This is a genomic window from Mesorhizobium sp. IMUNJ 23033 (assembly GCF_044778005.1).
Lineage (GTDB): Bacteria > Pseudomonadota > Alphaproteobacteria > Rhizobiales > Rhizobiaceae > Mesorhizobium > Mesorhizobium amorphae_A.
Window position 1 is genome coordinate 158,302 of record NZ_JBJACT010000004.1, and the last position, 14,183, is coordinate 172,484.

General features: G+C 65.0%; 10 protein-coding genes. All 10 read right to left on the reverse strand.

The window, feature by feature from the left end:
* Positions 1-9 precede the first annotated feature (9 nt).
* Positions 10-1,524: an aldehyde dehydrogenase family protein gene (locus tag ACFX5Q_RS05990; RefSeq protein WP_404276143.1), complete on the reverse strand. Its 1,515-nt coding sequence runs from the start codon at positions 1,522-1,524 to the stop codon at positions 10-12.
* Between the two features lie 166 nt (positions 1,525-1,690).
* Positions 1,691-2,965 (reverse strand): RNA polymerase sigma factor, encoded by a 1,275-nt coding sequence (locus ACFX5Q_RS05995; protein ID WP_404276145.1) that lies wholly within the window; start codon positions 2,963-2,965, stop codon positions 1,691-1,693.
* A complete protein-coding gene (locus tag ACFX5Q_RS06000; protein ID WP_192177924.1) occupies positions 2,962-3,336 on the reverse strand; it encodes a YciI family protein in 375 nt (124 codons plus the stop codon). The genes ACFX5Q_RS05995 and ACFX5Q_RS06000 overlap by 4 nt, the downstream gene beginning before the upstream one ends.
* Before the next feature lie 120 nt (positions 3,337-3,456).
* Complete coding sequence (locus ACFX5Q_RS06005) at positions 3,457-4,563, reverse strand: DNA topoisomerase IB (RefSeq protein WP_404276146.1); 1,107 nt, start codon at positions 4,561-4,563, stop codon at positions 3,457-3,459.
* Between the two features lie 85 nt (positions 4,564-4,648).
* Complete coding sequence (locus tag ACFX5Q_RS06010) at positions 4,649-5,386, reverse strand: hypothetical protein (RefSeq protein ID WP_404276148.1); 738 nt, start codon at positions 5,384-5,386, stop codon at positions 4,649-4,651.
* A gap of 11 nt (positions 5,387-5,397) precedes the next feature.
* Positions 5,398-6,249 (reverse strand): glycosyltransferase family 2 protein, encoded by an 852-nt coding sequence (locus ACFX5Q_RS06015; protein WP_404276149.1) that lies wholly within the window; start codon positions 6,247-6,249, stop codon positions 5,398-5,400.
* 22 nt (positions 6,250-6,271) lie between these two features.
* Positions 6,272-7,207: a glycosyltransferase family 2 protein gene (locus ACFX5Q_RS06020; RefSeq protein ID WP_404276151.1), complete on the reverse strand. Its 936-nt coding sequence runs from the start codon at positions 7,205-7,207 to the stop codon at positions 6,272-6,274.
* A 131-nt stretch (positions 7,208-7,338) separates the two neighbouring features.
* Positions 7,339-8,223, reverse strand: coding sequence for a transglutaminase N-terminal domain-containing protein (locus ACFX5Q_RS06025; protein ID WP_404276153.1), 885 nt, complete (start codon positions 8,221-8,223; stop codon positions 7,339-7,341).
* Positions 8,224-8,236: 13 nt separating this feature from the next.
* The gene (locus tag ACFX5Q_RS06030) at positions 8,237-10,648 is read right to left on the reverse strand and encodes a circularly permuted type 2 ATP-grasp protein (protein ID WP_404276155.1); all 2,412 of its coding nucleotides are present in this window, start codon (positions 10,646-10,648) and stop codon (positions 8,237-8,239) included.
* A 6-nt stretch (positions 10,649-10,654) separates the two neighbouring features.
* Positions 10,655-14,014, reverse strand: a complete 3,360-nt coding sequence (locus ACFX5Q_RS06035) for a DUF2126 domain-containing protein (RefSeq protein ID WP_404276157.1) — start codon at positions 14,012-14,014, stop codon at positions 10,655-10,657.
* Between the last annotated feature and the right edge of the window lie 169 nt (positions 14,015-14,183).

Consider the following 14,183-nt stretch of genomic DNA (forward strand, 5'->3'; position numbering starts at 1 on the left):
CGACCGTCCTCAGTCGATGTCGAAGGATACGCCCTGCGCCAGCGGCAGCGCCTTGGAATAGTTCACCGTGTTGGTGGCGCGGCGCATATAGGCCTTCCAGGCGTCCGAACCGCTCTCGCGGCCGCCGCCGGTTTCCTTCTCGCCGCCGAAGGCACCGCCGATCTCGGCGCCCGACGTGCCGATGTTGACGTTGGCGATGCCGCAGTCCGAACCGTCGACGCCGAGGAAGCGCTCGGACTCCTGCAGGTCGCGGGTGAAGATCGACGATGACAGTCCGGCGCCGACCGCATTGTGCTCGTCGAGCACGGCGTCGAAATCGGAATATTTCATCACATAGAGGATCGGCGCGAACGTCTCTTCCGTCACCGGCGAAACCTGCTTCGGCATCTCGACCAGCGCCGGATGCACGTAGTAGGCGTCCGGATGGCCGTTCTCGACCCGCGAGCCGCCGGTCACCTTGACGCCATGCACAGTGGCTTCCGTCAGCGCCTTCTGCATGGCCTCGTACGCGGCCTTGTCGATGAGCGGACCGACCAGCGAAGAGGTCTCCAGCGGATTGCCGACCGAAACGCTCTGATAGGCCTTCTTCAGGCGCGGCAGCAGCGCGTCGTAGACGCTGTCATGTACGAACAGACGCCGCAGCGTCGTGCAGCGCTGGCCGGCCGTGCCCATGGCGCCGAAGGCGATGGCGCGCAGCGCCATGTCGAGATCGGCCGTCGGGCAAACGATGCCGGCATTGTTGCCGCCGAGCTCCAGCACGGCGCGGGCAAAGCGCTTGGCCAGCCGCGGACCGACATCGCGGCCCATGCGGGTCGAGCCGGTGGCCGAAACCAGCGGCACTTTGGGATGGTCGACCAGGATCTCGCCGACGGCGCGGTCGCCGATCAGCACGGGTGCCAGGCCCTGCGGCGCATCCGCGCCGAAGCGCTTGACCGCTCGCGCAAAAATCGCCTCGCAGGCCAGTGCGGTCAGCGGCGTCTTTTCCGACGGCTTCCAGACCACGGCATCGCCGCAAACCAGCGCAAGGGCTGCGTTCCACGACCACACCGCCACCGGGAAATTGAAGGCCGAGATGACGCCGACGACGCCGAGCGGATGCCAGGTCTCCATCATGCGATGCCCGGGGCGCTCGGTGGCGATGGTCAGGCCGTACAATTGCCGGGAGAGACCGACGGCGAAATCGCAGATGTCGATCATCTCCTGCACTTCGCCGAGGCCTTCGGACGGGATTTTGCCGACCTCGATCGACACCAGTCGGCCAAGCTCGGCCTTGTGCGCGCGCAATTCCTCGCCGAGCAGCCGCACCAGCTCGCCGCGCCTCGGCCCCGGTACCAGCCGCCACGCCTGGAAGGCCTTGTGCGCGGCGTCGATGGTCTTTGTCGCGTCGGCCGGCGAGATCGTCTTCAGCGCCGCGATCTGCTCGCCCGTCACCGGGCTGCGCACGATGAGATCACCACCGACTAGCGCATCCTTGGCGACGCCCAGTTTCGCCAGCAGTTCGGCCGTTTCCTTCGCTATCGTCATTTTTGTCCCTTTCAGATCCCGTCGCTTATAGGACGGAGGTCAAAGCCTTGCGCCACGCACCATTGTGCCATCGGGCGCTGTCATGGCGTGGCATTACTCGTTTCAGGGAAAAACCGCCACCCCGGCATGGTCTAAGCCTGGGCTGCACGATTGAGCCAGACGGGCTTCAGCGCGCTGTCTTCGCGGTGGCCTTCGCCGCGCCGTCCTTGATCAGGCGATCGATATGCATGCGGATATGGGCGGCTTCCGCTGCGGTGTTGGCCAGCGCAATCGCACGGTCGAAGGCGACGCGCGCCTCCTCGCCGCGGCCAAGCTGCATCAGCAAGCCGCCTTTGAGGCCAAAGAAGTGGAAATATCCGGACAGTCTTTCCCCGAGCGGCTCGATCATGGCAAGGGCCGCCTCCGGGCCGCGCACCTTGGCCACCGCGACGGCGCGGTTCAGCGTTATCACCGGCGACGGCTGCATCTGTTCGAGCAGGCTGTAGAGCAGGTCGATCTCGGTCCAGTCAGTATCCTCGGGCTTCGCCGCGCGCGCATGCAGCGCGGCGATCGCCGCCTGCACCTGATAGGGTCCGGGCTTCTGGTGGCGCAGCGCCTTGTCGACCAGCGCCAAGCCCTCGTCGATCATCTTGCGGCTCCACCGGCTGCGGTCCTGGTCCTCGAGCAGCACAATCTCGCCGTTGTCGTCGAAACGCGCCGGCGCCCGCGCATGCTGGAGCAAGAGCAGCGCCGTCAGCCCCATGATCTCCGGCTCGGTCTGGAACAGCCTGAGCAGCAGCCGCGCCAGCCTTATCGCCTCTTCGCAGAGCGGCGCGCGGGCCGGCGCCTCGCCGCTGTTGGTCGAATAGCCTTCGTTGAAGATCAGATAGACCATGGCGGCGACCGCCGCGAGCCGCTCCGAGCGCTCGACCGCGCCCGGCGTCTCGAACGGCACGCCGGCGTCGGCAATGCGCGCCTTGGCGCGGGTGATGCGCTGCTCCATGGCGCTTTCGCCGACCAGGAAGGCGCGCGCGATCTGCTTGACCGTGATGCCGGAGACGATGCGCAACGCGACCGCGATCTGCTGCGTCGCCGGCAGGTCCGGGTGGCAGCAGATGAACAACAGCCGCAAAATGTCGTCGCGATAATGCGCGCCGTCCAGCCGCTCGGCGATATCGCTTTCGGCGTCCTCGAGGTCGGAGATCTGGTCCTCCTCGGGCAGCGGCGCCTGCTTGGACCGCTTGCGCACCGCGTCGATGCCGCTGTTGCGGCCGACGAAGATCAGCCAGGCGGCGGGATCGCGCGGCGGGCCGTTTTTCGGCCAGTTCTTTAGTGCCCTGAGGCACGCGTCCTGGAAAGCCTCTTCCGCGGCGTCGAGGTCGCGGAAGTAGCGCAGCAGCGCGCCCATCGCCTGCGGACGGGCGGTGCTGATCGCATTGCTGATCCAGGCAAGCTCGGTCATGCGGGAACTCTGGCGGGGTTGTAGACGGAAACCGGGCGTATCTCGTAGGAACCGCCGCTGGGGTTGACCTCGGAGAGTTCGCGGGCGAACTCCACGGCCTCGTCGAGATCGGCGCATTCGAGCGTATAGAAACCGAGGAACTGTTCCTTGGTCTCGGCAAACGGGCCGTCGATGACGACGGATTCACCCTTGACCTTGCGCAGTGTTGTCGCGGCGGTCGTCGGCAAAAGCCGCGCCACCGGGCCAAGCCGGCCGGCCTGCGCGTATTTTTCCTGGACGTTGAGGAGATTGGCCATGACCTCATCGTCCTGCTCCTTGCTCCAGGAGCAAACGACGTCTTCGGAAGCATAGCAGAGGATAGCGTAGAGCATGATCGGTCCTTTTCTCTGTCAAAGGACGAGACAGTAGGACCGTTCCCGACATAAGGTCGATAAAAAAATCTGGGCTTGCGATGGCGCATCATGAGCCCGCGAGAAATTCGCCCGCCCGCATCAGCTCTCTTGCATCTTCAGCCATCGCAGGATCAGCGTCTCCTCGTCATCGAGCCCCGGTATCGCCCGTTTGCGTTTGTTGGCCTGCGCCATTTCACCGAGCAGTCGCCCTTGCGACCAGGCCTCGAAGACGGTGGGATAGATGTAGCATTTGCGGCAGACGGCGCGCGTATTGCCCAGCCGCTCGGCGACCTTGTCGATGACGCCGTTCATCACCCGCCTGATTTGCGCCTGGCTTTCGGGAACCTCCGTCTGCGCAAACAGCGAGGCGGCATGGATTGTTCCTCCCCAGGTGCGGAAGTGCTTGGAACTGAAATCCGCGCCGGCCGCATCGCGGATGTAGCGATTGACGTCGTCGGAACGCACGGGACGCCTGTTGCCGTCCTCGTCGAGATACTGGAACAGCTTCTGCCCCGGCAGCTCCTGGGCGCCGCGCACGATCCTGGCGATCCGGCGATCGACCAGATTCAGTTTCCATTCCTTGCCGGACTTGCCCTTGAAGGCAAAGCGCAGGCTGGAGCCGCTGATGTCGACATGACGGTCGCGCAGCGTCGTCAGTCCGAAGCTCTTGTTGTCGCGCGCATAGGCGGCGTTGCCGACGCGGATCATGGTGTTGTCGAGCAGCCAGACAACCGCCGCGACAACGCGTTCCGCCGGCAGGCCGTGGCGGCGCAGATCGGCATCGATGCGGCGGCGCAGTTCGGGCAGGCTTTCGGCAAAGGCGACCAGGCTCGAATATTTGGCCCCGTCGCGCTCCTCGGCCCATAGTGGATGATAGCGATACTGCTTGCGTCCACGCTGGTCGCGGCCGGTCGCCTGGATGTGGCCGTCCGGATCGGGCGATATCCACACATCGGTCCAGGCCGGCGGTATGGCGAGCGCCTTGATGCGCGCGATGGTGCTCTCGCTCACCGCGCGGTCGTTCGGCCCCTTGTAGGAGAAGCCCTTGCCTGCCCTGAGGCGGCGGATGCCGGCTTCGCTGTCGGAAACATAGGTCAGCGACACCTGGTCGGCGGAAGCCTGGGCGCCATTCGTCGCCGCTCCATTGCCTGGTGCAACTTTCCTGTCGGCCGATTGGTCGTGTGACGACCCGGATTTGTCCAGCATGTCCTCTCCGCGGGAACTTCCGCGTAGATAAGCAACGGATCGACGGCAGGTTCCGTCGTCAGGGAATGTTTTCGGGGTTGACTGATCAGGGTGGCCGGCCGTGCATCCCGGCTGCAATGTCGGCCATCCACAGGCCGCCATCGTCGACATGAGGTGGATGGTATTCGCGTCCAGGGGAAATGCGTTCAAAGACTGCCCCGGCCTCGTCAGCGAGGTAATCGTAGCCCACGTCCTGAAGCACATGCCCCGGATCGAGATAGTCATAAAGATCACGGCGGGCGATCCGCCGCTTGGGCTCGATCATTTTCAGATGATAGAGGTTGAGCCCGCTATCCCTGGCTTTGAACCCGACACTGGAAGGATACCAGAGATCATGAAGGTCCTTGGACCGGCAGTTTGCCGGGTCGTAGGCTTTGAACAGGCGGTACTGAATTTTTTCGCCCCATAGCCCATCGACGCGGTAGTCGGTCGGCGAATACATTTCACGGAGTCTGAACCCCCAGGCAATTCGCCTGTAGACACTCGTCAATTTTGCGATCCGCTCCGCCGCACCGCGCTCCAGCCGCTCGTCGGGATCGATAGCCAAAATCCAGTCGGCGGCAGCGTCGCGCGCCGCCGCGAGCAGGGCGTGCCGCCGACGCGGCTCGCTGCTGAAAGCCCCCGTCGCCTTGCGATCGTCATAGGCAATCCAGCCATCGACGATCGGATCGAGATTGGCGATAAGATCGGAAACCAGATGCGCGTCAAAGCGATAGCTGAAGACCGCGATAACTCTCTGCCGCGAGCGGAACAATCTGGTCCGTCGCGCAGGTTGGGGTTTCATGTGGGATGTCATCATTGCAGTTGCTTGCCCGCTTTCGCACCGTCGCGCGCGCCGGCATAGACGCCCACCGATTTGATCAACAGGGCCAGCCAGACAATTGGCAGCGACATCATCGCGAAGGTTCGATCCCGTCCGGAAAGCCCGATCTTCGCCAGCTTGCGGACATTATGCCGGTCGTGAAAGGTGTCGCGAAAAAATCGGAACGGCGTCTTTGGGCTGGACGCGACAAGGTAGTCACCGCGTCGACATCCACGCCGGTATTGATCGGCAAACAGTCGCACCAGGCTTGTTTCATTGCGATGCACTGTTTGCACACGCGGCTCCCAGACGGGCAGAGGTTCCCGCGGCAGCCTGTCCAGAAAGTTGGTATCTTCGCCGGCTCGCAGCTCTTCATCGAACAAGCCGTATTCATCGAACAGCCGGCGATCGAACGACACGCCGTATCGCAGCGCACGATCCGCCGGCAAACCGGGAAGTCGTCGCATGAACATGATCAGATGAGCCGCACAGGCAATCAGATTGCGCGGATGGCTGTTCACGATGGCGCTCGCCACCATGCGGTCGCCGGCCAGATGTCGCTCTATCCGTGCCTCGGCCCAGCCGGGACAGGCGAGGCAATCGTCAGCAAGAAAAGCAACGAAGGGCGCTTGTGTCGCCGCTATGCCGACATTGCGGGCCGCACCGACAAACAGCCTTCGACTGATCTCGATCACCGGCACCTTGATCCCAACGCCAGCCAACAGTGCCAGCACGTCCCCACCACCTGAGTTGACCACGACGATCTCGAGCGGCGTGTTCTGATCAAGCAGAGATGTCACCGCATCGACTATCTGAACCGGCGCGCGGTAGCCAATGACGACCACAGCAAGCTTCGGCCGGTGTGAATCAGGCACTTTGCAGCAGGGCGTGTGAAATGGAGAAACGGCGCCGCACCGCGAGCTTGAACTGGTAGCGCATGCAGCGCCAAATGTCCGAGGGGATCTTCGGCGCGGCCTTGGCCACGGCAAGGAACCGCGCTGCCGTGGCAAAGTCGCCGCGCGCATAGTGGACGCGGGCGATCTTGAGCGCGACCAGGCCTTCCCTCGTTTTCAGTGTCGCCCTGGCGATGCCGCAGTCGGTGAGTTGACGCAAGGCGTGGCGCCAGGCGAGGAAGCGTTGTGCCGGCTTAATCGTGAAACGGTCGTCGGAGCGCTCCGCCGAGACGAAGTAGGTCATGACGGGCTGTGCAATGACGGCAAGCGGGGCCCGGCACATCAGCCGCGCCCAGAACAGCGTGTCCTCGTCATAGGCGAGCGCGGTCGGGAACCTCGTCTCGCCGACCGCGCGCCGGGACACCAGCGCGCTGCCGACCGCGATCGAGCGAACCTGACCTTCCAGATAGGCCGAAGCGTTGGCGATGCCGGTGGCCGTATAGCCGTACGGCAACTTGAACTGGTGGTGCTCGCCCTTGGTGCGGCGGCGAAAGGCGCCGACCACCATCTCGGCTCGCGGTTGCGCGTCGCTTCGCGAAAGCAGCGATCTCAGGCCGCCTTCCAGATGCAGATCATCGGCATCGATCATGTATATCCATGGGCAGTCCGCCTGCGCCAGGGCCAGATTGCGGGCGCCGCCGGCGTCCCGGCAGCTCGACGCAATCACGCGCAACGGCAAGGCCAGCCGCGCGGCGACGTCCTCAGCCACCGCAGCCGTGCCGTCCGAGGACGCATCGTCGACCAGCAGCACCTCGCCGATGACCGCCGCCTCTGAACGAAGCGACGCCAGCGTGCCGGCTATCGTGGCCGCCGCATTATGTGCCGGAATGATGACGCTGACCGCTTTCAAGTGCAAACTCCGCGCCGGCGCTTGTGTCCGGCGGCCCCAACCCCTGTCCCCAAGATAACGGCAGCATCGGCGTTTGAGAAGCAGTCTTTGCTCGCCCGGAGACTTACGAACAGCTTGAACCTGGGATCCGGTCAGACTTTCTCGAGGGCGACCGGAATGACGTCGACCGCTTGCTCGCCGACCTGTCCGCCCGTGGTCTTCAGCACGCCGACGATCGGCGCCACATCGGAATAGTCGCGGCCGTAACCGACGGTGATGTGGTCGTTGCTTGCCCGCATCCCATTGGTCGGATCGAATTCCTGCCAGCCGGCGTCGCGCCCGCACCATGCCTTGACCCAGGCATGCATGGCGTCGGCGCCCTCCAGCCGGGGTTTGCCCTTCGGCGGAATGGTGCGCAGGAACCCGCTAACATAGCCGGCGGGAATGCCGAGGCCGCGCAGGCCTGAAATCATGATATGCGAAAAATCCTGGCAGACGCCCCGCTTCAGGCCGAAGGCGTCGCTGGCGCGCGTCTGGACCGTGGTCGCCTTGCCGTCATAGGTGAAATCGCGATGAATGCGGTTGCACAAATCCATGACCGTGCCGGCGGTCGAATCGGCGATGCTCGCTTGCGCGTATGCCGTGATCGCCGCGTCGATGCTGGCATGATCACTGGCGGCGAGAAAGTGATGCGGAGCATCGGGCGCCAGGGATCGCACCGCGCCGAGCTCCTCTTTCAGCCGGTCTATGCCGGGCGACACGTCGAGCCCGGGCTCCGGGCGCGACACGGACACGCGCGCGCTCATCCGGATGTCCAAAGCATCATGGGCATCGCGAACGGCGATCGAGGTGACATTGTTGCCGAAAAAGTCGGAAAAGTCCGCGCGTTCGCTGGGCGCCGGCGCGAAGGACAGGGACGCGGCGACCACCCGCTGCACGCCCGATATGGTCGGTGGCAGCACGCGCACCTGATGGCGGCCGCCGCCGGCCGCGGCATCGTAGTCGTAGCTGAGATGAAGCCTGATGTCGTAGAGCATGGCTGCCTTGGTCTTATCCGAAATAGGCCTTGGCGACGCTGTTGTAGAGGCCGCCGATCTCGCCGGCGAGATCGTCGAGTGCATTCGCCGTCATGTCCGAAGGCTCCATCACGGCGATCGCCGTGTTGAGCTGCAGGATCTCCTTGGCCGCCGGCGACATATGCCCCTCGCCGCCGACGGTGGGCAACAGCCCGATTTCGGCTTTCAGCCGCTCGAGCTGGAACAGAATCGAGCGCGGATTGAGCGGATCGAGCGCCAGGAGATCGATCACCGTGCGCCGCCCGGCCTGCACCGGATATTGCCGGCGATGGGTCATGACGCTGTCGCCGATCTCCAGCATCATATCGAGCGCCCCGTCCGGCGCTCCGGTCCTGGTCAGGCACGCCAGCGTGCGGGCGATCTGGATGCCGCGCTCCAGCCGCCGGCCGATTTCCAGGAAACGCCAGCCGGTGAAGCGGTACATGTTCTCGTGCAGCAGGCCGGAAAAGCCCGCGAGCTTGCGCAGGATCACCGTCATTGCCCGCGTCGCGTCGTCGCCCGGCGCCACAGTGGTCGCGAACTGATGGATGGTCTTCGACAGATCCTTCAGCGCCAGCCAGCCATCGGGCGAAAACCGGTCGCGGATCTGGCCGGCGCTGTAGACAGCGCTGTCCAGCGTGCTGATCAGGCCGAGCGGGATCGCCGAATCGACGTCGATGCCGAACGGTTCGAGATATTCCCTGATGTCGGCAAGCAGCGGCATTTCCGGGTCGGAGGTCTCGGCCAGCCGCACGTGATAGGCGCGCAGGATGCGCACCGTGTCTTCCGACCGCTCGATATAGCGGCCGAGCCATGTCAGGTTTTCCGCCGCCCGGCTGGGCAAGCTGCCTGGCATGGTGCGGGTGAAGCTGTCGTGCTCCTGCGGCAGCAGCGTCTCGCGCTCCACCGGCCTGTCGCTGACCACCCACACATCCGCCGCCTGGCCGCCGCGCTGCATGGCGATCGCCGTCGGATCGAGCGAAAAGCCGACGCGGGCAAAGCCGCCGGGCATCACCGTCCAGCCTTCCGGTGTTCGAGCCAGATAGACGCGCAGGCTTGCCGGCCGCGGCTCCAGCCAGCCGCCGATATAGACCGGCGTGGTCGACAGCGTCACCGCTTCCTGGCCGACGAAGCCGCCGCCATCGCGCTCGATCCGGGCGACCAGTTCGGCCCGTTCCTCGTCGGACAGTGTCGACCCGAGCCGGGTCGAATCGTCATCCTCGAAGGCAAGCCGCGTCGACAGCGCCGGACCGACAACCATGCGGTCGAAATTGGCGAGCACATGCCGGCGCTCGCTCTCTTGCCCGCACCACCAGGTGGCGACGCTTGGCAAGAGAAGCTCCTCACCCCGCAACTCGCGCGCAATCCTCGGCAGGAACGACTGCAGCGCCCGCGTTTCCAGCAGGCCGGAACCGAGCGCGTTGACGGCCGAAACCGCGCCATGGCGGATTGCCTCGACCAGCCCCGGCGTGCCGATCTGCGAGTCCGGCCTGAGCTCCAGCGGATCGGCGAAGGCGGCGTCGAGCCGCCGCCACAGCACGCCGACCGGCTTCAGCCCCGAGACCGTGCGCACCATCAGTCTGCCGCCCGAGACGGTCAGGTCCTCGCCCTCGAGCAGCATGATGCCGAGATAGCGGGCGATATAGGCGTGCTCGTAATAGGTTTCGTTGAGCGGCCCCGGCGTCAGGATGGCGACGCGGCCGCCCGATACCTTGGCCATGCCGATCAGCGCGTCGCGAAAACGGCGGAAGAAACCGGCAAGCCGATGCACATGCATCTCGCCATAGATGTCGGACAGCGCGCGGGTGGTGGCGACGCGGTTCTCCAGCGCAAAGCCCGCTCCTGAAGGCGCCTGCGTGCGGTCGCCCAGCACCCACCAACGTCCGTCCGGGCCGCGGCCGAGTTCGAAGGCGAGCATGTGGAGGAAATGGCCGCTGGCAGGCCGGACGCCGACGACCGGCCGCAAATATTCGGGGCTCGCCGCGATCAGGCCGGCCGGCAGAATGCCTTTGTCGATCAGCCGGTTCGACCCGTATATGTCGGCCAAAATCTCTTCGAACAGATCGGCGCGCTGGACGAGACCGGCACTGATGTCGGCCCACTCCTTTTCCTCGATCAGCAGCGGGACATGCGCCAGCGGCCATTCCCGCTCGTTGGCGCCGGCCTTGTCGTAGACGCGGTAGTAGACGCCGGCGTCGCGCAGATACTGGTCGGCGCGGGCGAAACGCTGGCCGAGCTTTTCCGGCCCCAGTTCCTCCAGCGCCTCGATGAAATCCTGCCAGACCGGACGCGGATTGCCAGATGCATCGACCATCTCGTCGACGACGCCGTCGATCGGCTGGTAGTGCTCAAGCAGGCTGTGCGTCAGCGGCTTGCCACGTATCTTTTTCTGATTCCCCTTTGCCATCGCTGATCAGAGTCTTGGTGGCCGCCGGAGGTCAAGAGTCATCGGAAAATCTTCAGAGGCTTCTTCGTTGCGCAGCGCGTAGCCGGACGGCGTATGGCCGCGCGGCTCGAAGCGGGCAAGCCGCCGCGCCTCGGCCTCGTTGCCATTGACCGGAAAGGTGTCGTAGCTGCGCCCGCCGGGATGCGCGACATGGTAGACGCAGCCGCCGACCGAGCGGCCCGACCAGCGGTCGTAGATGTCGAAGATCAGCGGCGTGTTGACCGGCAGCGCCGGGTGCAGGCCCGACGCCGGCTGCCAGGCCTTGAAGCGAACGCCGGCCACCGCGATCTCGCGGTTGTCGGTCACCTTCATAGGCACGGTGCGGCCATTGCAGACGATTGCATGGCGCTCAGGGTTGAGGCCTTCGGTCTTGACCTGCAGCCGCTCGACCGAGGAATCGACGAAACGCACGGTGCCGCCGATGGCGCCTTGCTCGCCCATAACGTGCCAGGGCTCCAGCGCCTGCCGCAATTCCAGCTTTATGCCCGCATGCTGAACCTCGCCGCAGAAGGGGAAGCGGAATTCGAGCTGTGCGTTGAACCATTCCGGGCGGAACTCGAAGCCGTTGAGCTTGAGATCGTCGAGCACGTCGAGAAAATCCGCCCAGACATGGTGCGGCAGCATGAAGCGGTCATGCAGCGACGTGCCCCAGCGCACGAAGCGGCCGTCGAGCGGGTTCTTCCACGCGCGGGCAATGATCGCCCTAACAAGCAATTGCTGCGCCAGGCTCATGCGCGCATTGGGCGGCATCTCGAAGCCGCGGAACTCGACCAGGCCGAGACGGCCCGTCGGTCCGTCGGGCGAAAACAATTTGTCGATGCAGATTTCCGAGCGGTGCGTGTTGCCGGTGACGTCGGTCAACAGATTGCGGAACAGCCGGTCGACCAGCCACGGCAAGGGTGCTGCGCCTTTGTCCGGATGCGGCACCTGCGCCATGGCGATCTCGAGCTCGTAGAGCGAATCGTGGCGCGCCTCGTCGAAGCGCGGCGCCTGGCTGGTCGGGCCGATGAACAGGCCCGAAAACAGATAGGAGAGCGATGGGTGGCGCTGCCATTGCAGCACCAGGCTCTTCAGCAAATCAGGACGGCGCAGGAACGGGCTGTCGTCGGGGGTCGCACCGCCGACCACGACATGGTTGCCGCCGCCGGTGCCGGTATGGCGGCCGTCGATCATGAACTTGTCGGCGCCAAGCCGCGTCTGCCGCGCCTCCTCGTAGATCGCCGTCGTCGTCGCCACGCAATCCTGCCAGTTCGCGGCCGGGTGGATGTTGACTTCGATGACGCCCGGATCCGGCGCCACCCTGATGACGTTGAGGCGCGGGTCGTGCGGCGGGCCATAGCCCTCGATATGCACTGGCAGGCCGATCGCCTTTGCCGCGTTCTCAGCCGCCGCGACCAGTTCGAGATAGTCTTCCAGCCCCTCGACCGGCGGCATGAACACGCAGAGCCGCCCGTCACGCGGCTCGACCGAGAGTGCCGTGCGCACCGCGCCGCCGATCTCGGTGATCTCCTGCTCGACCCGGTCCTGCTGGCCGGTCGCGGCCGTGAACGACACCGCCTGCTGGCGGCGCGCCATTTCGTCGGCACCTTCAAGCTCTGCCGGCGCCGCTGCGGGCAGGATGGCCGTGCGCGCCGGCAACGGTCCGCGCGGCAGCGACGGGTCGACCGGCACGATGTAGGGGAATTGCGCCGGCGGCACATAGGGCAGCGTGCCGAGCGGCAGGCGGTAGCCGACCGGTGAATCGCCGGGCACCAGAAACAGGCGGCCGCGGCGCGTCTTCCATTTCTCCGAGCGCCAGCGCGGTTCCGATGCCTGGCTGTTCCAGCGCTGTACCGGCAGCACGTAACCCGACGGTTTGGTCAGCCCGCGCTCGAACACTTTCGCCATGCGGCTGCGCTCTTCCGGGTCTTCCAGCTTCGAGTTGGACGGATCGACATTGTCGGGCAGCTTGCCTTCCTTGAGCAGCCATTCGGCCGGATCCTCATAGGCCTCACTGACCATCGACTTGTCGATGCCGAGTTCGCCGGCGATCGCCGTCAGCAGGCTTTCGGCCTGCTGCGGCCCGACCTTTGCGTCGCTCTTTTCGCGCGCGATCAGCGTCGGGTCGCTCCACACCGGCTCGCCATCGGCGCGCCAGTAGAGCGAGAAGGTCCAGCGCGGGAGGCTTTCGCCCGGATACCATTTGCCCTGGCCATAGTGGAGAAAACCACCCGGCGCGAAACGCTCGCGCAGTTTTCTAATCAGCGCATCGGCCTTTTCGCGCTTGGTCGGGCCGACGGCGGCGGTGTTCCACTCGGCCGACTCGAAATCGTCGATCGACACGAAGGTCGGCTCGCCGCCCATGGTCAGCCGCACGTCGCCGGCCTGGAGCGCGGCATCGACCTTGTTGCCCAGCGCATCGAGCGCCTGCCAGCTTTCGTCGGAGAACGGCTTAGTGATGCGCGGATGCTCGGCGATGCGGTCGACCCGCATATCGAAGCCGAATTCGACATTGGCGAAGCTCGCCATGCCGGAAATGGGCGCTGCGTTGCGGAAATGCGGCGTCGCCGCCAGCGGCACATGGCTTTCGCCGGTGAGCAGGCCGGAGGTCGGGTCGAAGCCGATCCAGCCGGCACCTGGTATATAGACCTCGCACCACGCGTGCAGATCGGTGAAATCGATCGCCGTGCCGGGCGGTCCGTCGAGCGCGACGAGATCAGGCTTGAGCTGGACCAGATAGCCGGAGACGAAACGCGCGGCGATGCCGAGATTGCGCAGGATCTGTACCAGCAGCCAGCTGGAATCCCGGCACGATCCCTTGGCGGCGGCCAGCGTCTCCTCGGGCGAGAAGACGCCGGTTTCCATGCGCACGATGTAGGCGATCTCGCGCTGCAGCCGCGCATTGAGGTCGACGAGGAAATCGACGGTATTTTTGGGGCTGCGGTCGATGGTCTTCAGGAGGGCTGACAGCAGCGGCCCCGCCGGCTCCGGCGTCCGGTAGATGGCGAGATCGTCGCGGATCTCTTCCGGATATTCGAACGGAAACGTCTCGGCCGACGGCTCGACGAAGAAATCGAACGGATTGTAGACCGTCATGTCGGCGACGAGGTCGACCTCGATTTTCAGTTCGGTCACCGGCTCCGGGAAGACGAAACGGGCGAGGAAATTGCCGTAGGGGTCCTGCTGCAGATTGACGAAATGGTTCTTTGGCTCGACCTTCAGCGAATGGCTCAAGACCTTGGTGCGGGAATGCGGCGCCGGCTGCAGTCTGATGACCTGCGGGCCGAGAACCACCGGCCGGTCGTATTTGTAGTGGGTCAGGTGGTAGACGGCTGCCAGAATTGCCATGGGGCCCCGGAGATCGGCGTTTCAAACGAATTCGCTGAACCCTGACACATCTGGCGGTCATTCTCCAAGCAGAGATGTTGCGCTGCACCTAATTTAAGCAGCGTTGCCGGCTAAGCTGTGTTGAGATTCAGGTCAGGCCGAGCCGAAAATGGTGACTTCCGAGAACCGG